This is a genomic window from Providencia sp. PROV024 (assembly GCF_032709665.1).
Lineage (GTDB): Bacteria > Pseudomonadota > Gammaproteobacteria > Enterobacterales > Enterobacteriaceae > Providencia > Providencia huashanensis.
Map to the genome: position 1 here is coordinate 2119012 of NZ_CP120545.1, position 19433 is coordinate 2138444.

13 protein-coding genes are annotated in these 19433 nt (G+C 38.1%); 8 read left to right on the forward strand and 5 right to left on the reverse strand.

The genetic code is table 11. The features are described from left to right. Positions 1-4 precede the first annotated feature (4 nt). Genes P3L56_RS09810 through P3L56_RS09820 form a run of 3 tightly spaced genes read left to right on the forward strand, consistent with a single transcriptional unit; the run spans position 5 to position 3152 of the window. Positions 5-2602, forward strand: coding sequence for a YdbH family protein (locus P3L56_RS09810; protein WP_272686003.1), 2598 nt, complete (start codon positions 5-7; stop codon positions 2600-2602). An 11-nt stretch (positions 2603-2613) separates the two neighbouring features. Then, positions 2614-2826 (forward strand): YnbE family lipoprotein, encoded by a 213-nt coding sequence (locus P3L56_RS09815; RefSeq protein WP_042843852.1) that lies wholly within the window; start codon positions 2614-2616, stop codon positions 2824-2826. Beyond that, positions 2823-3152: a YdbL family protein gene (locus P3L56_RS09820; RefSeq protein ID WP_042843851.1), complete on the forward strand. Its 330-nt coding sequence runs from the start codon at positions 2823-2825 to the stop codon at positions 3150-3152. The genes P3L56_RS09815 and P3L56_RS09820 overlap by 4 nt, the downstream gene beginning before the upstream one ends. A 63-nt stretch (positions 3153-3215) precedes the next feature. On the opposite strand, the gene P3L56_RS09825 is transcribed toward P3L56_RS09820, so the two are convergent. Then, entirely contained in the window at positions 3216-3815 is a 600-nt protein-coding gene (locus tag P3L56_RS09825; RefSeq protein WP_042843850.1) for an FMN-dependent NADH-azoreductase, read from the reverse strand. 206 nt (positions 3816-4021) lie between these two features. Here P3L56_RS09825 and hrpA point away from each other — a divergent pair, with 206 nt between their 5' ends. Next, the gene (gene hrpA, locus P3L56_RS09830; RefSeq protein ID WP_048607147.1) at positions 4022-7924 is read left to right on the forward strand and encodes an ATP-dependent RNA helicase HrpA; all 3903 of its coding nucleotides are present in this window, start codon (positions 4022-4024) and stop codon (positions 7922-7924) included. 294 nt (positions 7925-8218) lie between these two features. Here the strand turns inward: hrpA and P3L56_RS09835 are convergent, their stop codons facing one another. Together P3L56_RS09835 and ydgH are read right to left on the reverse strand one after the other, a co-directional pair. Then, entirely contained in the window at positions 8219-9559 is a 1341-nt protein-coding gene (locus P3L56_RS09835) for an amino acid permease (protein WP_395346592.1), read from the reverse strand. 363 nt (positions 9560-9922) lie between these two features. Next, positions 9923-10873, reverse strand: a complete 951-nt coding sequence (gene ydgH, locus P3L56_RS09840; RefSeq protein ID WP_071548056.1) for a DUF1471 family protein YdgH — start codon at positions 10871-10873, stop codon at positions 9923-9925. Positions 10874-11258: 385 nt separating this feature from the next. Here ydgH and pntA point away from each other — a divergent pair, with 385 nt between their 5' ends. The 3 genes from pntA to P3L56_RS09855 all read left to right on the forward strand — a co-directional run bounded on the left by pntA (position 11259) and on the right by P3L56_RS09855 (position 15557). After that, complete coding sequence (pntA, locus tag P3L56_RS09845; RefSeq protein ID WP_048607149.1) at positions 11259-12788, forward strand: Re/Si-specific NAD(P)(+) transhydrogenase subunit alpha; 1530 nt, start codon at positions 11259-11261, stop codon at positions 12786-12788. A gap of 13 nt (positions 12789-12801) precedes the next feature. Continuing rightward, positions 12802-14190, forward strand: coding sequence for a Re/Si-specific NAD(P)(+) transhydrogenase subunit beta (pntB, locus tag P3L56_RS09850; protein WP_042844348.1), 1389 nt, complete (start codon positions 12802-12804; stop codon positions 14188-14190). A 353-nt stretch (positions 14191-14543) separates the two neighbouring features. Beyond that, the gene (locus P3L56_RS09855) at positions 14544-15557 is read left to right on the forward strand and encodes a hypothetical protein (protein WP_272686002.1); all 1014 of its coding nucleotides are present in this window, start codon (positions 14544-14546) and stop codon (positions 15555-15557) included. 286 nt (positions 15558-15843) lie between these two features. On the opposite strand, the gene uspE is transcribed toward P3L56_RS09855, so the two are convergent. Both uspE and P3L56_RS09865 read right to left on the reverse strand, forming a co-directional pair. Continuing rightward, positions 15844-16791: a universal stress protein UspE gene (uspE, locus tag P3L56_RS09860; RefSeq protein ID WP_048607154.1), complete on the reverse strand. Its 948-nt coding sequence runs from the start codon at positions 16789-16791 to the stop codon at positions 15844-15846. A gap of 125 nt (positions 16792-16916) precedes the next feature. Beyond that, entirely contained in the window at positions 16917-17672 is a 756-nt protein-coding gene (locus P3L56_RS09865) for an FNR family transcription factor (protein WP_042843842.1), read from the reverse strand. 365 nt (positions 17673-18037) lie between these two features. Here P3L56_RS09865 and P3L56_RS09870 point away from each other — a divergent pair, with 365 nt between their 5' ends. Then, complete coding sequence (locus P3L56_RS09870) at positions 18038-19048, forward strand: NAD(P)H-quinone oxidoreductase (protein WP_405030462.1); 1011 nt, start codon at positions 18038-18040, stop codon at positions 19046-19048. Positions 19049-19433 lie beyond the last annotated feature (385 nt).

Genomic DNA, 19433 nt, shown 5'->3' on the forward strand with positions numbered 1-19433 from the left:
GCTAATGCAGCTATTAAAAAGAGCATTTATGATATTACTTTGTTTTTCAGGGGTAAGTATTGCTCTCTTAGCATTATTATGGATTACCATTTCTCGTTGGGCTCCAGTGGTTGCTTCTCACTATCTTCCTGAACCGTTGAAGCTTTCATTTTCAGCGCCGCGTATTATAGAAGGGCAATTACAACTTAGCGAGATCAATCTAAACGTCGATAAATGCAAGTTAGTTGAGATAAAAAATACTCGGGTTTCAATATTCCCATTGCATTTTATTGTTGATAACCTCACTGTGGCTCCTGAATGTTTTAGTGCTATTAAATCAAGTAGTCATGGCACAGATGATGCTATAAATGTTGAGCAGCTGATAGGCAGTATTCCCGAGTTTTCGCTTGTCATAAAAAATGTAGACGTTCATCCTTGGGAGGACTACCAAGGTAGCTTATGGCTCAGAAGTAGCCATACTGATCCTTTAAAATTGGATTTTAGAGGAGATAATTTACAGTTAACCTCTTTAATTACCGCGGATAATCAATTGGTTATTCAAGAATTTTCTACATACCTCCCAGAACAAAAACAAACGTTAGAGCTTTCAGGTGAAATCCAATTACCTTTGACGGCAAATCGATTACCTGAGAAAGGTGAGTTAAACGCTAATTTTAAATTATTAAACCCTGAAAAATTCCTGACTGCTAAATTTAGTTGGGGAAATAATAAAGGTAAAATAAGTGTCGTTGATATAGACAAACAGCAAGAAATACTCCACCTTCCTTGGGTTTTAACCCCTGAAGTTATTCAAATATCCGACGGTAAATGGCAGTGGGATGAGGCTGATATTCCTTTAAAAGGGGGAATAAACTTACAGGTTAATAACTGGAATAATATATTGAGTGAAATGGTTTTTTCAGGGCGAATCAATCTATTGACTCAAGGGAAAAAAGGAAAAGCAAACTTAGTATTAACTCTGCCCCCAACACATATTGATTTAATAAATACTGCGGTCAATTTTCAGCTTAATGGCAGAGTGAAATATGAAGATATGATTTTAGATATCAACTTGCCAGCTCAAGTATCAGGCGAACTAACCGCGGCAAAAATCTCATTTTTATCGGGGTCATTACTTAGAGCATATGGAAGAGCATCACCAACAGTATTAATTAAAGAAATCCGTTTACCTCTTGCAGGCACTTCCCTTAGTGAAGAGGGTATTTCCGGGCCTCTACAAGCGATATTAAAGGTTAAAGAGCAATATTGGGGGGATTTTGATATCCATTTAGATGGTAAAGCCAATAAATTTACCCTCGATAACGGCACATGGTTTTGGAATTATTGGGGGAATGCTGTATTGCCTTCAATCTCTGCTAATTGGGATATTAAAGGGAATGGTAGTTGGCAAGATACACTGATTACACTAAATAATTTAACGACAGGTTTTAACCAAATACACTATGGTTTACTGTCGATGAGTGCACCGCGTTTGCAATTAACAAAACCTTTATCTTGGCAACGAGATCTCAACAAAGCTAACTTTAAGGGGTCATTGCAACTTACGAGTGAACGAATGCAATTTGGTAAAGAAAGTTATTTACCAAAAATCACGGTAAATGCAGATATTAATGGTAAATCACCTGCTGATTTTCAGTTAAAAGGCGACCTGAGTACTAAGGATGTTGGGCCAATTGTGATTTTTAGTCGTTGGGATGGGGAAAGGCTAAGAGGTGAAGCCCGTTGGCCTGAGCAATCAGTGACTGCATTTCAAACATTAATACCCGCAGATCTTGGTATTGAATTAAAACAGGGTAAATTATTTTCTCAAGCTGCATTTTCTATTACACCTGAAGATGGCTTTATTGCTGGTGGGCACTGGAGAGTTGAAAATACTAGCCTTTGGCTGAAAGATGGAGACCTATCGGGGTTAAATTTTGTATTACCATGGCGGTTAAAGCAAAGCACATGGACTTTGGGTGGAAAAATACCTGTTGAATTACGGATTAAACAACTAAATAATTTATTTGAACTTACGGATATTAAAGCTGATTTATCTGGAAGTTATCCTCCAACAGATAGTGCGCCATTGAAGCTAACTAATGTCGGTTTTAAGACATTAGGAGGGAATATTTCAATGGATTTATTACGCTGGCCACAGACACAAGCTTCAACGATTAAATTGCGACAAATTGAACTTAGCCAGTTATTTACCATACTGAAAGTGTCACAGTTTGCAGTCTCAGGTAAAGTTAATGGAGAGCTGCCATTTTATTTAAATAATCCGGAATGGATAGTTAAAAATGGTTGGATGGAAAACAGTGGGCCGCTGACTTTACGGTTAGATACCCAATTTGTCGATTCTATTCGTGAAGATAATATATCTGCAGGTTCTGCAATGAGTTGGTTGCAGTATTTAGAAATACAGCGTAGCAGAACAGATGTAAATATAACTAATTTAGGGATGTTAACGATGAAAACGATCCTTGAAGGTTATAACACGCAAGAAAAGAAAAGGCGTGAAGTTCATTTAAATTATCATCATGAAGAAAATATCTTTCAACTATGGCGTAGTTTGCGATTTGGTAGCTCTTTAGAAGAGTGGTTAGAAAAAAATTTATAATAGGCGTAGGGATGAATGTGAATATATTGAAACTGAGTACAGTAGTAGTAATAACCTTTTTATTATCAGCTTGTTTGCGAGTTGAGGTTGCCACCCCGGATAAGCCAATTAACATTAATATGAATGTGAAAATTGAGCATGAAATCCAAATAAAAGCGGATAGGCAGGTTGAGGAGTTACTTAAGGAAAACAGTGATCTATTTGGCGAGGTAAGTGAAAAATGAGTAAGATAATTAAAGTGTTAGCCTTATGCTCATTGTTTAGTGTTTTTCAATCTATGGCATTAACAATTGATGAAGCGAAAGATCGAGGGGTGTTAGGAGAAACATTATCAGGATACTTAGCCCCTGTTAATACAAATAATCCAGATGCTGTAAAGTTGGCAAACCAAATTAATCAAGAACGTGAAAAAAAGTATAGTGAGATTGCTAAAAAAAACAATCTAAAAACTAGCGAAGTAGCGAGAATTGCTGGGCAGAAATTAGTTGAGCGAGCAAGTGAAGGGGAGTATGTACGTGGAATTAATGGGCAATGGCTACAAAAGAATTAAAAAAGCGCACTAAGAAAGCGCGCAAATTATAACAATGGTAGCTTTAGGTATATGAGGTGCTTATTAATTTATGATGTTATTTATATGTTCTTGAGCTTGTTGATGAGCTTGTAAAACTGAATCGGGTCCTAACGCAGTCCCTTCAGCAAAAATAAACTCAATATCGCTGATACCAATAAAATTCAAAAATAATGTTAAATAAGGCACCATAGTATCAGCAGGTGTATCTTTATAGATGCCGCCTCGGCTTGTTAATACATAAGCGCGTTTATCTTTTAATAAACCAACGGAACCTTGTTCTGTATATTTAAAGGTATGGCCTGAACGTGCGATAAAGTCAAAGTAGTGTTTTAAATGAGACGAAATCGTAAAATTGTACATAGGTGCTGCAATAACAATCGTATCATGAGCTTTGATTTCTTCAATTAATGCATTTGATAGGTCTAAATGTGCTTGTTGTTGTTCTGTTTTCGTGTCACTAGGGCCAAAAGCTGCTAAAATTTCACTGTCAATTGCTGGGACCGGCTGATTGACTAAATCACGTACAGTAACTGCGTCTGCTGGGTATTTTTCCTGCCATTGCTGAATAAAGTAATCTGCCATTTTATTGCTTTGTGAGTAGTCAGCAAGAATACTTGATTTCAATAGTAATATTTTACTCATATGTTCCTCAAATTTATTGTATTACTTTACTCTAATCATACGTGATACATAACTGATTGATAGAAAGAAAATTAGATAGCTTACTTCAAAAAAAATGATGGTATTTTTATGTAATAACAACAATCAAAACCTAATCTAAATGCTACTTCTAAACGGCGAAGTTTAATGACTATCGTAATTGTAATTAAAAATATAAGGATTAAAAAGTGAAATCCATACTGACAGCATTAAACGCTGATATTGGACAAACTTCATTACGTGACCAATGGTTACTGAAAAAAAGAGTGCATGGAGTCGCGAAAATTCAAGATGAAAAATCGCGTTCAGCTGTACTTGATATCATTAAGTCGGATATTGAAACGGCTAAGCAGAAGGTGTTAGCCAAAAGGTTAAATCCACCTAAAATTGTTTACCCTGATAATTTACCGGTCAGCCAGAAAAAAGATGTTATTTTTGATGCGATTAAAAAACATCAAGTGGTTATTATTGCAGGTGAAACTGGCTCAGGTAAAACAACCCAAATTCCAAAAATCTGTCTTGAACTTGGACGAGGTGTACTCGGCTATATTGGCCATACCCAACCGCGTCGCCTTGCTGCTAGGTCAGTTGCTTCTCGTTTAGCACAAGAATTAGAGTGTGAATTGGGCACTAATGTGGGTTATAAAGTCCGTTTTAGTGACCAAGTGAGTGAAACCACCCAAATTAAATTGATGACGGACGGTATCCTCCTTGCAGAGCTGCAGAATGACAAATTACTCCTACAATACGATACGATTATTATCGATGAAGCACATGAGAGAAGCTTAAATATTGACTTCATTTTAGGGTATTTGCGTCAATTATTACCCAAACGCCCTGATTTAAAAGTTATTATTACTTCAGCAACTATTGATCCTGAAAGGTTCTCGAAGCACTTCAATCATGCGCCAATTGTTGAGGTATCTGGGCGTACTTACCCTGTAGAAGTGCGTTATCGCCCAATTGTTGGCGGAGATAATGACAGTGACCGTGACCAAATTGATGGGATTGTTGATGCTGTTAACGAATTATCACTAGAAGGTAATGGTGATATTCTGATATTCATGAGTGGTGAACGTGAAATACGTGATACTGCTGATGCTTTATCAAAGTTGTCATTACGTCACACTGAAATTCTTCCTTTGTTTGCAAGGCTCTCTAATACAGAACAAAATCGTATTTTCCATCCTCATGGAGGAAGGCGAATTATTTTAGCGACCAACGTAGCAGAAACATCATTAACAGTACCTGGTATCAAATATGTAATTGATACAGGTTATGCACGGATCAGTCGTTATAGTTATCGAACAAAAGTGCAACGTTTGCCTGTCGAGGCCATTTCACAAGCTTCTGCGAATCAACGAAAAGGGCGTTGTGGGCGTGTTTCTGATGGTATCTGTATTCGCCTATATTCGGAAGAGGATTTTCTTTCACGAGCGGAGTTTACTGACCCGGAAATATTACGGACCAATTTAGCCTCAGTTATTTTGCAAATGACTTCTATAGGCCTTGGTGATATTTCTGCATTCCCATTTGTAGAGGCTCCTGATAAACGTAATATACAAGATGGCGTAAAACTGTTGGAGGAGCTCGGGGCAATTAAACCTCATAGGCAGGCAGATAAGGGCTACCAATTAACAGATACAGGTCGTCAATTAGCCCAACTGCCTGTTGACCCGAGGTTAGCTCGTATGGTTATTGAGGCGAGAAAACATGGTGCCATTAGGGAAACGATGGTCATAGTTTCTGCGCTTTCAATCCAAGATCCAAGAGAAAGGCCTTTGGATAAGCAACAAGCTTCTGATGAAAAACATCGTCGCTTCCATGACAAACAATCAGACTTTTTGGCTTTTTTAAACCTTTGGGATTACCTGAAAGAGCAACAAACACAGCTGTCTAACGCTCAATTTAGGAAAATGTGCAAACAAGAGTTTTTAAATTATTTACGTATTCGTGAATGGCAAGACTTATATACGCAACTAAGGCAAGTTGTAAAAGAACAAGGTTTTGCGATTAATAGCTCAGCAGCTGATTTTCGTAGTATCCATATCTCTTTATTGGCTGGGTTACTTTCACATATCGGGCAAAAGGATGTTGATAAACCAGAATATACTGGAGCAAGGAATGCGCGGTTCACCATTTTTCCTGGCTCAGGTTTATTCAAAAAGCCCCCTAAATGGGCAATGGTTGCAGAGTTAGTTGAAACATCAAAATTATGGGGGAGAATTGCGGCTTCTATTGATGTTGAGTGGATTGAACCATTAGCAGAGCATTTGACGAAGTATAGCTATAGTGAACCCCATTGGTCAAAATCTGAAGGTGCGGTAATGGCATCAGAGAAAGTGACCTTATATGGTTTACCGATTGTTTCAGCGCGGAAAGTGAATTATGGCAACATTGACCCTTTATTATGTCGTGAGTTATTTATTCGGCACGCCTTAGTAGAAGGGGACTGGGTAACGCGTCACGCATTTTTTAAAGAAAACCTTAAACTGTTATCTGAAGTTGAGGATTTAGAACATAAATCACGTCGACGTGACATATTAGTTGACGATGAAACCTTATTTGCTTTTTATGACCAGCGGATCCCGAATGATGTGATTTCTTCACGCCACTTCGATAACTGGTGGAAAACTGCGTCAAAACAGCAGGCAGACTTGCTAAGTTTTGAAAAAAGCATGTTAATCAAAGAAGATGCCAGTAAAGTTTCGGCGCTTGATTACCCCAATTATTGGTATCAAGGGGAGCTTAAATTTCGCTTAAGCTATCAATTTGAACCAGGCACTGATGCAGATGGCGTGACAGTACATATTCCTCTCGCTATTTTAAATCAGGTGCAGAATATGGGTTTTGACTGGCAAGTGCCAGGTTTACGGCATGAATTGATTGTTGCATTAATTAAGTCATTACCCAAACCAATTAGAAGAAACTTCGTTCCTGCGCCAAACTATGCTTCAGCCTTTCTTGAGCGTGTGCCAGAACCTGAAGGTAGTGTGTTAGACAAGCTAGAAAAAGAATTGCGTCGGATGACTGGAGTGACTGTTGAACGTGAAGCGTGGCAGCTTGACCAACTTCCTGTACATTTAAAAATGACTTACCGTGTTATTGGCGACAAAAATAAAACTATTGCGGAAGGCCAAGATCTCGATATTTTGAAAAATAGCCTGAAGGAAAAAGTGCAAGAAACACTCTCTGAGGTCGTTGACGATGGGATTGAACAATCTGGTTTACATATTTGGAGTTTTGGCGAATTACCTCAACGTTTTGAGCAAAAGCGAGGAGGGTATTCAGTTAAAGCCTATCCGGCCTTAGTTGATGAAAAAAACAGTGTAGGAATTCGTGTATTTGAAACAGAATTTGAGCAACAGCAAGCAATGTGGTGTGGTATTCGCCGGTTATTATTGCTAAATATTCCATCACCCATTAAATATTTGCATGAAAAACTACCGAATAAATCGAAATTAGGGTTGTATTTTAATCCCTATGGTAAAGTTTTAGACCTAATCGATGACTGTATCTCTTGTGGGGTAGACCAATTAATTGCTAATTTTGGTGGAGCTGTGTGGGATGAAGCGCAATTTGAGAAGCTTAAAGAGTTTGCTCGTGCTGAATTAAACGATGTCGTTGTCACTATTGCAAAGCAAGTTGAGCAAATTCTTAGTGCAGTATTTGCAATTAGTAAACGTTTGAAAGGGCGAGTAGACTTTTCGATGGCTCTAGCACTTTCTGATATAAAAGCACAAATGGGGGGGCTGGTATTTAAAGGCTTTGTCACTGCTCATGGTTGGAAACGTTTGCCCGACGTGTTGCGGTATTTAAATGGTATTGAGCGTCGCCTTGAAAAGTTGGCTATTGACCCAAATCGTGACCGGGCTCAAATGAGTAAAGTCGAACACATTCAAAATATGTGGCAGCAATGGTTAGCAAAATTGACACCAATTCAAAAAGATATGCCTGAAGTACAAGAGGTTCGCTGGATGATAGAGGAATTGCGTATCAGTCTGTTTGCTCAGCAATTAGGGACGCCTTATCCAATTTCAGATAAAAGAATTATTCAGACGATGGATAGCTTATCGCAAAAATTGTCGTAATAATCGCCTTTTGATTTACCAAAGCTTCGTACTTAACGGCACGAAGCTTTTTTATTTAGCTTCGTATTTAATAAAACTATTTTCACCCTGATTTAGTTACAACATACTGTAAGAATTACATCCAGTTAGCCACTGTGCTCGTACAAAATAAACATTTAACTAGGTTGAAATTGAAAACAAAGAGAGGGGGGAGATAACGAAAAAAGATGATTTATACAGTGAGAATGATGAGCCTATATGGTCAAAGAAGGTAGGCTTAATAATATTAGACTAAGCCTACCTAAATGATGGACGCTATGCGAGTAAATAATAGAGTGCGGGTATTGCTGCGACAGCAATAGCATAAGCCATGATTATTTCTATCGTTTTTAATGGGGCCTTATTGGTCTGTTGTTGGCGAGCATAGAAAAAGACTAGAATGCCAGGGGCATATAGCACCACAGATAATAGCAAGTTAATTAAACCTGATGCATAAAGTAACCATAAACCATAGATGCTGGCAATAAATCCGACGGCAAGTAATGCTTTGTTATGGCGCTCAAATGCAACCTTCATCAAAAATGCGCCAACCAAGAAATAAGGCACTAAAATCATTTCAGAGGCAATTGTTAGCAATGTATTATAATTGCTACCACTGAGCCAAATTAAAACCAGTGAGAGCTGTACCGCACCGTTGGTTAGCCATAATGATGAAGATGGGGCATCATTTTTATTTAATTTATTGAAAATTTTAGGGAATGACTGGTATTGAGCCGCAATATAAGGTACTTCTGCAGCCATGATTGTCCAGCTTAAATAAGCACCGCATACCGAAATAATTAACCCAGCAGCAATGATGATATCACCACTTGAGCCCATTAAATTAACCATCAAAGCCGCCATTGATGGGTTTTTGATTTCTGCAAGTTCAGCGCGAGGCATAATACCGAGTGATAGTAGGGTAACAAGGATATAGATGATTAGTGCTGAGCTAACCGCAAAGACTGTTGCTAAACCAACATCTCTGCGGTTTTTTGCGCGTGCAGAAACAACTACAGCACCTTCAATACCAATAAATACCCAAAGGGTAATTAGCATAGTATCTTTGACTTGTTCCCAAACCGGCATTTTTAGGTCTATTCCGCTGAAATCTGCATTAAAGATATCTAATTTAAATGCAAAAAACGCCAAGACAATAAACAAGCCAAGGGGAACTAATTTAGCCATTGTTGCTAATTTATTGATGCCGGCGGCGGTTTGTACGCCTCGTAGAACTAAATAATGAACAAACCACAATAGTATTGATTCACCTATCAATGCCTGCCAGGTATTTCCATCACCAAAAATAATGTTATCAGGGGTATCAGTAAAGAAGCTGATCGCCGCAAAAACAATAACGAGATAGGACACGTTTGCTACAACGGCACAGAGCCAATAACCCCACGCAGAACAAAACCCGATGAGTTCACCAAAGCCAACTTTTGCATAGGTAAAAATGCCGCCATCTAGATCAGGGCGTATTCGAGACAATAGTAATAGAGCAAATGCGAGAAATAAGATCCCAACACCTGTAATAGACCAACCAATGATTAAAGCGAGTGGACTAGCCACTTCGGCCATATTTTGCGGAAGGCTAAATACACCAGCACCAACCATTGAACTAAGAACAAGGGCGGTTAGTGCAGTAAGGCTCAATGTATTTTTCAAAGTAAATCCTGAGTGTTTAGCAATCAAAAGTTAAAATGACGTTAAAACGTCATTGCAGTAATGAGTTTAACTGGCAGGTTTAAATAATCTAGTGACTTTGACTGCCGTAATTTAAGTTGTGGGATTCTACGAATGAAATGGCCGATATGCAATGGGAAAGTATGCATTTTATTGGATGATTTATTCACTTTTATGTTAATGATGAAAAAGTATCAGAAGAAAGAGGTAAAGATGGGGTTTCAAGCATTTTGAGTTATTAAAATAAAAAAACCAGCCTAGATAATTAGACTGGTTTTTTAGAGACGTTATTTATTACTTAAATAAATCGGCACTAATGGTGACACTTCCACCGTTAGATTGCCATTCTCTTGTAATATGGAAATATTTGGCACCTTTCGCTTCAGCACGTTTTGCAATTTGATAACGTACTTCTGGTGTATTTGTGTAGTAACCAGAGAAGGTGATTGAATCAAATGGAACCATTTGTGCAGCAGCTGTTTTATTGACTTCTTCAATTACATAGCCACTTGGTAGTGTTACACTTGTTCGACCAGGTTGGCTGCTAGAAGTTTCAAAGAAACGACCTACCGCTGTTGTGGGTTCTTCGGATGAAGCAACACCAGGTATTCTTACCTTTTTAGCCGCTTCACCACCTTCAGCGAGCAGCGCTCGACCTGCATCTGAATCAGCGGGAACAACAGCATCTTCATTGAGAACTTGCCGTTTTGGTGCATCTTTTTTATAGATGTACGCGGTTGCTAAGGTATTACCACCATCGTTCATTGCAATATTACGTACGACATAGAATGATGCTGCATTCTTTTCGAGCGCTTTTTTTGCAATAGCTTCGTAAAGGTCAGGTTGAGAAGGGTAAAAACCGCTAACTGTAACAGTATCGAAAGGTTCGTACTGTGCAGCGTCAGTTTTAGTCATTTCTTCAACACCGCCAAAGACACGACGTTTTGGTTCGTCGACTTTAGGTGCATCTTTCGCGTAGACATCCGCAACAACACGCATGTTGCCGCTATCACCTACATCATCAAGGCTTTGAATGTAAAAGGCATACGCCCCCATTTTATCAGCCCTACGGGAGACTGCATCGGATGCTTCATAGATAGCATTAAAGCGCCCGGTAACTGTTATACGCTCATAAGGTTTTAATTCAGTAGCCTGTTTTGGCGTCAATTCAACAGCCGCCTGAGTAGCAGTTATACTAGTTAATGATAACACCGCGGCTGCGATGACCGTAGTTTTCAGCTTCATACAAAATCCTTCCGCCTTGCGCAATTTATTATAAAAGTGCTGAATCTTAGTTGTATCACATGTACGTGATTATTACACGTAACTGAACCTGTTGTCTCATGATTTTCTTTTTATAAGAAATAAATAATTATTGACTAGTTAAATTTACCAGATTTTTTAAAGTATCCAGTATTTTATTGACCTAAAACTAAGATTTTCACTGCGAATTCCATTTACTGTCTAAGAATCGTGATCAATTATGGATCAAGAAGCATATTTTCAGTAGGTTATTAGAACATTAAAAATCTGTTTATACACAAAATAAGACTTTTCTCTGTGATGATGGTCATTATTTTAGCAAACATTCAATCAACAACATTACTTTAGGCTTTAAAAAGGGAACATTATGCGTATTGGTATACCAAGAGAACGACTTGCCAATGAAGCGCGTGTTGCTGCTACACCTTCAACAGTGACTCAACTAGTAAAGTTGGGTTTTTCTGTCTGTGTAGAACAAGACGCAGGGCACTTAGCGAGTTTTGATGATGTAGCATACGAGCAGGTAGGTGCAGAAATAGTTGATCGTGACACTGCATTTGCAGCTGATATTGTTTTTAAAGTCAACGCTCCACTGGAAGATGAAATACCGTTATTAAAAGAGGGAGCGACACTGGTGAGCTTTATTTGGCCAGCTCAAAATGCTGCGCTAATGGATGCTCTACAAGCGCGTAATATTAATGTGATGGCTATGGATGCAGTCCCTCGTATTTCAAGAGCACAATCACTTGATGCGCTAAGCTCAATGGCAAATATTGCCGGTTATCGTGCGATTGTTGAAGCTGCCCATGAATTTGGTCGCTTTTTTACTGGTCAAATTACCGCAGCAGGTAAGGTTCCGCCAGCAAAAGTCATGGTCATCGGGGCTGGGGTTGCTGGGCTTGCGGCTATTGGCGCGGCTGGCAGCCTTGGTGCGATTGTTCGTGCATTCGACACTCGCCCAGAGGTGAAAGAGCAAGTCCAAAGTATGGGCGCTGAGTTCCTTGAATTGGACTTTAAAGAAGAAGCTGGAAGCGGCGATGGTTATGCGAAAGTGATGTCAGAAGCCTTTATCAAGGCTGAGATGGAATTATTCGCGGCTCAAGCTAAAGACGTGGATATTATTGTCACTACTGCTCTGATCCCTGGAAAACCTGCTCCTAAATTGATTACTAAAGAAATGGTCGAATCAATGAAGCCGGGAAGTGTGGTTGTGGATTTAGCCGCACAAACGGGGGGGAACTGTGAGTTAACTCAAGCTGATAAGCTAGTTGTTACTGATAATGGTGTAAAAATTATTGGTTACACAGATTTACCAAGCCGCCTACCAACACAATCATCACAGTTATATGGTACTAACCTTGTTAACTTGATGAAATTATTGTGTAAAGATAAAAATGGTGAAATTGATATCGATTTCGACGACCTCGTTATTCGTGGTGTAACGGTGATCAAACAAGGGGAAATCACTTGGCCAGCACCTCCAATTCAGGTATCTGCTCAACCGCAGGCGAAGCCGCAACCAGTTGAAAAGGTTAAAGCGCCTGAGAAAAAGATGTCGCCAGTGGTGAAATATGGCTTGATGGCATTAGCAATTGTATTATTTGGTTGGTTTGCCAATTCAGCGCCAAAAGAGTTTTTATCACACTTCACGGTATTTGCACTTGCTTGTGTTGTTGGTTATTACGTGGTTTGGAATGTGACTCATGCATTACATACACCATTAATGTCAGTCACGAATGCAATCTCAGGGATTATTGTTGTCGGTGCCTTACTCCAAATAGGGAGTGGTGGCTGGGTAAGCTTCTTATCCTTTATTGCCATATTGATAGCAAGTATCAATATTTTCGGTGGGTTCACAGTAACTCAACGCATGTTAAAAATGTTTCGTAAAGGATAAGGGGTAACTTATGTTGTCAAGTGGAATTGTGACAGCGGCTTACATTGTTGCTGCTATCCTATTTATTTTTAGCCTTGCGGGGCTATCGCGCCATGAAAGTTCTCAAAGAGGGAACACTTATGGCATCGTGGGGATGGCTATCGCACTCGTTGCTACCATATTAGGTCCCCATAGCGCAAATGTGGGCTGGATGATCGTTGCCATGGTGATTGGTGCCGTGATTGGAGTCCGTTTAGCAAAAAAAGTTGAAATGACGGAAATGCCTGAACTGGTGGCTATTTTACATAGCTTTGTTGGTTTAGCTGCGGTACTAGTCGGTTTCAATAGCTTTATCGCAAGTGAAGCACATGCTGATGTCGTAATGGAAAATATTCATTTAACTGAGGTTTTCTTAGGTATCTTTATTGGTGCGGTGACCTTTACGGGCTCGGTTGTGGCTTACGGCAAGTTGTCAGGCAAAATGTCATCTAAACCGATGATGTTGCCAAATAGACATAAACTTAACTTAGCGGCACTGGTTGTTTCATTTATTTTGTTAGTGATTTTCGTTAAGACCCAAAGCGTTGGTTTACAAGTGTTCTTAATGTTAATCATGACTGTGATCGCATTAGCTTTTGGTTGGCACTTGGTCGCCTCTATTGGTGGTGCTGATATGCCAGTCGTTGTTTCGATGCTTAACTCATACTCAGGTTGGGCAGCAGCGGCGGCAGGCTTTATGTTAAGTAATGACTTACTGATCGTAACTGGTGCATTGGTTGGTTCCTCAGGTGCAATTCTGTCTTATATTATGTGTAAGGCAATGAACCGCTCATTTATTAGTGTTATTGCGGGGGGGTTTGGTACCGATGGGTCATCGACTGGCTCTGAAGAAGAGATGGGCGAGTATCGTGAAACGTCAGCGGAAGAAGTCGCTGAAATGCTAAAAAACTCAACATCAGTGATCATTACTCCGGGTTATGGTATGGCTGTGGCGCAAGCTCAATATCCTGTTGCTGATATTACCACTAAGTTGCGGGAACGTGGGGTCAAAGTTCGTTTTGGTATCCACCCAGTTGCTGGGCGCTTACCAGGGCATATGAACGTATTATTGGCGGAAGCGAAAGTTCCTTACGATGTCGTATTAGAAATGGATGAAATTAATGACGATTTTTCTGATACCGATACTGTGCTAGTTATTGGTGCTAACGATACAGTTAACCCTGCGGCACAAGAGGACCCAAATAGCCCAATAGCTGGGATGCCAGTGCTTGAGGTTTGGAAAGCGAGTAATGTCATTGTATTCAAGCGTTCGATGAATACAGGTTATGCCGGTGTACAAAACCCATTATTCTTTAAAGAAAATACCCAAATGTTATTTGGTGATGCGAAAGATAGCGTTGATGCCATCTTACGTGCACTATAACTACTAAATAATTAAAACGTTTAATTAATATAATGGGGCTATTGGTCGATACCAGTAGCCCCACTTTTATGGTGTTAAGCCTTGTTAATATATTAAGCATAAAACTGGATATGGCTTTATTAAATAAGGTATTAGATACATTATTTAACTTTAAAGTTTAGATGGAAAATAAAATCATACATCATCAAATGTCTTATTATCTATTTGAAATAATCATTCATTGTGATAATGGTATTTTTTTATTGTTATTTTAATGTGCGTAATATACGAATATTAAATTTGTTTTTGGGTATTTAATGTATTATTGTTTTTCCTGCTCTTACTTTTTTATTTTCTTAAAACGGAGTTTTAAAATGAAAAATGCTATGTTTGATAAAGCTACTCAGGCTAATTATATTATTGATTTAGAATGTTCCATAATTTCTACAAATAATAATATTTCATATGTGCGAAAAATAACTGAGCTATATGAAAAACATATGGCAAAAAATGAGCCAGAACGCCAACGTATCTTGAAGGTAGACCTCCAAGGAAAGAGTGAAATACTTAAGCCTGAAGAATATAGATTAGTTAAGGAGTATCTTGAACAGATTGATAATCATTATAATGAATTAAAGGGTAGCATAGATACTCATAATAAATTAATATCTGAAATAAGAGGTTATATTGATAATCCAGGCTCTCGAAAAAAGGCTGCTACTTCAATTTTGGAACGATCTACAAAACTAAAAGGGATGTTCGATAAGTTCGATAATATCCCTGCAATAGGGAGTGAACTACGAAAAATATTGTCTGACCTACCTTATGATGTTGAAAGGTATTTAATCAATGTGGAGCTTGAAGCTACACTTCTTTACCGTAAGCATGGGGAATTATTGTATAAGGCTAACAAAAATTATTCCGCGATAAATAACTATGAAAAAAATGGGGAATATACTGGGCCAAATCATCTTAGACATGTAAGTAATTTTGAAAGAGATATGGTGGAATTAAATGCTAATATTAGTAGATTAAATGAAGAATTAAATAGTAAAGAAATGACTGAGTTTGAGCGAATAGAGCATAATCGAACTTTAGATACCAGAAAAAAAGTATTTAATCTGAAAACATCATATATTAATTTGGCTAATAAGGTTGTTAAGGATATAGATAATTATGAAAATAGCAATAAAGTTATTTCAGGTTTGGATAATAACATCACGTTTGGCGTAGTGAATAAAAATGATTTCATTGGTTTTTTAGAGAATAAATTAATTGATTGTGTTGTGATTTTTAATACAACTGATGCTGATGCGGCTTATGCTAAAACAGAGGAAATCAATAATACTATAAAATCCGCTCCTTTATTTGTGAAAATTTCTATGTAAAATATTTCCAAATCTGCTCAACTTTGAGCAAATTGTATTTTTTATGATGGTTTTAGCTTATTTAAATTGCTTTTACATCTTTATTATTCCCCCTGTTTTACAGGGGGATAATTTACTACTGATGACGACAAAATATTGAAAGATGGTTTTACAATATAAGCCTGAGATGAGGTAGAGCTTGATAGGTTTAATCAAGTCATTTACAACCCGATGAAACCTTGGCCGCTATTTAATGTAGAAATAAGTGTTAATAGGAACCCCCCATTAAAAATGGGGGGAAGTGAAATCAATCATCATCAGCTGCACTGATAGGACATACAAAGCCATCCGGTTTTATGGCTAATAAGTCACATTTGAGTTTATCAATCACATGCTCAGCTGTATTACCTAAAAAGGCAGCAGAAATCCCTGTACGGCCTAAAATCCCCAATACAACTACACCGGCGTGTAGTTCTTCACACATATCGGGAATTATTTTTTCAGGTAGCCCTTCACGGACATGAGTGTATTTTTCATCGATAGCAAACTTTTGGCGTAATTCCTTCATCGCGATTAGGTGTTGGCCTCGAAGAGCGTTATTGTATAGGCTAGGGTCGAAATCCGGCAGCTCGATGGCGATATTCATCGGTGCAACAGGGTACGCACTCACTAAATGAATCTCTTGTTCTTTAATGATACGGGTTGCTAAATCCCGAGTTTTTTCAACCAGTTTAATATTGAGATCGTCGTGGTAGGATTCTTCATTTGATAAGTTTACGGCCACTACAACTGAGCCATGATCAGGCCAAACTTTATCTTTTACCATCCAAACTGGCGCAGGGCATTTACGAAGTAGATGCCAGTCGAGTGGGGTAAAAATTATTGATTCAAAATTGTCGGTTTGATGTGCCATTTTCAGTAGCAGGTCGTGTTCTCCACTAATAACCTCTTGGATAATGGCCTCATATGGCTTGTTATGCCAAATAACTTTAATTTCAATATCAATCCCAGCTTCAAGGTAAAAATGGGCTTGTTGTTTAATCCAGGCCGCTTTTTGGCTAATGACCCCTTTACGCATTGCATTACGCTCTTCAGGGGAGAGTAATGTTGTCATATCATAGGAAAGATCATAGATAGGAAGAAACGCTTTTATCCGTCCACCATTACGCTGCACGATGTAGACAGCACGTCTTAATGCAGGTTGATCATCCTGATTTGGGTCAATTGCAACTAGCAGGTTTTTATAGTTTGCCATATTGAAATCCTCTCGATATACGGATACTTCCACATAGATAAACTATGATATTGGCATTAAATAGGCAAGAAATCTGGGAAAAAAAACGAAAACGGACCACTAAGAATGTGATCCGTTTAGGATGGTTAGCATGTAATAGCTGTAACTTTACCTGCAATATCAGTTAGCTTCGTCATATCTTCAATAGTAATGTACTTGCCTTTGACGCTAAGCATACCACTTTTTTGAAAACGACCTAAAAGACGGCTAATAGTTTCAACGGTTAGACCGAGATAATTACCAATATCACCACGAGTCATGGTTAGCCTAAATTCTCTTGGTGAAAAACCACGCTCTGCAAAACGATGAGATAAATTAAGAATAAATGCAGCTAATCGTTCTTCAGCATTTTTCTTGGACAGTAAAAGGATCATTTCCTGATCACCTTTAATTTCACCGCTCATTAATCGCATAATTTGTTGACGTAAATTAGGCATTTTGCCTGATAAGTCATCTAATGTTTCAAATGGGATTTCACAAACCATTGAGGTTTCAAGTGCTTGTGCAAAACTTGGGTGCTGTGTATGAATAATGGCATCAAAACCAACAAGGTCACCAGCTAAGTGGAAACCGGTAATTTGCTCATCGCCTTCCTCAGTTATTGTGTAGCTTTTTATTGTACCGGAGCGAATGGCATATAATGAGCGCAACTCATCACCAGCTTTAAATAAAGCTTGGCCTTTTTGGATAGGCTTTTTGCGCTCGATGATATTATCAAGTTGATCCAGTTCATGTTCATTCAGTGTAAAAGGAATGCAAAGTTGGCTAATACTGCAGTCCTGACAATGAATAGCACAACCACCAGACTGGATGCGACGAACAACTCTTTTTTCTGGGATCATATTTAAGGCTCAATCAAGTTAAAATTATTGATATGCGTCAATTTTAACATAAGATAATGAGACTGGTAAGTAGTAATGTATGACAGAATCGACTTAATAGATAAAAAAGCCAATTAGAGAGGAGCTAATTGTTAGCGTATTTAGACGTTAATGCTAAATTAAAGAAGATTATTAAAGATTAAATTTGATGTAGATTAAATTTTGACCTCTAAACAGTAAAAAAGGTGATTGCTATCACTTCGATAATAATTACTTAGAAATATGACTTTCAAGCTATAAATACTAAACTAATTAGCATTAATTTAACACAAAAATAAATTTATAAATATCAATTTTTCAACTTAACTTTAAGAAGGGAGATTATGATGATACACGCTCAACCATCTTTACCGACGACAATGACCGCTGTTGACATTATAGAACCTGGTGGGCCTGAAAAATTGCAATTAATAGAAAAACCACTACCAAGAATTTCTGCAGGTTATATGTTAGTAAAAGTCGAGGCCGCAGGGGTTAATCGACCGGATATTTTTCAAAGAAAAGGGGCTTATCCACCGCCTCCAGATGCATCGCCAATTATGGGGCTTGAAGTTGCTGGAACTGTTGTAGCTAAAGCTGATGACGTTGATGAGTGGCAATTAGGCGATAAGCTTTGTGCATTAGTCGCAGGTGGAGGGTATGCGCAATATTGCTTAGTACATAAGGACATAGCGTTGCCGCTAGGTTCATTATCTTTTATTGAAGGCGCCTGCATTCCAGAAAACTTTTTCACAGTTTGGGCCAATGTGTTCCAAATTGGTAAGTTAAAAAAAGATGAATCGGTACTTATTCATGGAGGAACATCCGGCATTGGTAGTGTTGCGATTATGTTAGCGAAAGCATTTGGTGCAGTAGTGATCACCACTGTTGGTTCAGAAGAAAAAGTTGACGCAGCCAAAAAGCTAGGAGCTGATTGTGTCATTAATTATAAAACCGATGATTTTGTTGAAGCGGCTTTAAATTACACCTTATCACGAGGGGTTGATATGGTGGTGGATATTATAGGCGGTGATTATGTCGAGAAAAACTATCAGGTAGCCGCTAAATTTGGCCGGATTATTCAAATTGGCATGATGAAAGGTAACCCTAAACAATTAAATATGATGCCGTTAATGGTAAAACGATTAGTTCATACAGGTTCAACAATGCGTTCCCGTTCAACTGAAGAAAAAGCATTGATTGCAACAGATCTTAAAACACAAGTTTGGGATATGTTGCAAAAAGGTAAAATAAAACCAATTATTAACAAAGTGTACCAATTGACACAGGTAAAAGAAGCCCATCAACATATGGAATCTGGTGATTTGCTGGGTAAAATAGTTTTATTAAACAATTAATTATTTGTTTTTTTCTTGGCGTTTTCACTACTGGCTGATGGCATGTGCTAGTAGTGAAAGCACTTGTCATTTATAACAAATAATTTACACTATCAAGTCTTTTTACCGTAAATATCTCTTTACAGCTAAATAATTATTGATTTTTTGTCCCCGCCCACAATTTCGAACGAAATTCTTATTAGTTTATTAATAATTTAATAGGAATAGATTATATCTATAGATAAGTTGGCCATTAACGGTTTGTCTATCAATATTTTCTTGTTAAATGATATTTAAAAAATGTATATCATTAACATATTGATGTCTTTTAAACACACAGCCCGTTATGCACTTTCCAATGATATTAAGTTAATTAACTTAAAGACAATTAACGTAAGTTATTTGT

Excerpts from the sequence above, each read along its gene's own strand:
- P3L56_RS09810 (WP_272686003.1), top strand. The coding sequence starts at position 5 with ATGCAGCTATTAAAAAGAGCATTTATGATATTACTTTGTTTTTCAGGG.
- P3L56_RS09815 (WP_042843852.1), top strand. The coding sequence starts at position 2,614 with ATGAATGTGAATATATTGAAACTGAGTACAGTAGTAGTAATAACCTTT.
- P3L56_RS09820 (WP_042843851.1), top strand. The coding sequence starts at position 2,823 with ATGAGTAAGATAATTAAAGTGTTAGCCTTATGCTCATTGTTTAGTGTT.
- P3L56_RS09825 (WP_042843850.1), bottom strand. The coding sequence starts at position 3,815 with ATGAGTAAAATATTACTATTGAAATCAAGTATTCTTGCTGACTACTCA.
- P3L56_RS09835 (WP_395346592.1), bottom strand. The coding sequence starts at position 9,559 with ATGGTTGGTGCTGGTGTATTTAGCCTTCCGCAAAATATGGCCGAAGTG.
- ydgH (WP_071548056.1), bottom strand. The coding sequence starts at position 10,873 with ATGAAGCTGAAAACTACGGTCATCGCAGCCGCGGTGTTATCATTAACT.
- pntA (WP_048607149.1), top strand. The coding sequence starts at position 11,259 with ATGCGTATTGGTATACCAAGAGAACGACTTGCCAATGAAGCGCGTGTT.
- P3L56_RS09855 (WP_272686002.1), top strand. The coding sequence starts at position 14,544 with ATGAAAAATGCTATGTTTGATAAAGCTACTCAGGCTAATTATATTATT.
- uspE (WP_048607154.1), bottom strand. The coding sequence starts at position 16,791 with ATGGCAAACTATAAAAACCTGCTAGTTGCAATTGACCCAAATCAGGAT.
- P3L56_RS09865 (WP_042843842.1), bottom strand. The coding sequence starts at position 17,672 with ATGATCCCAGAAAAAAGAGTTGTTCGTCGCATCCAGTCTGGTGGTTGT.
- P3L56_RS09870 (WP_405030462.1), top strand. The coding sequence starts at position 18,038 with ATGATACACGCTCAACCATCTTTACCGACGACAATGACCGCTGTTGAC.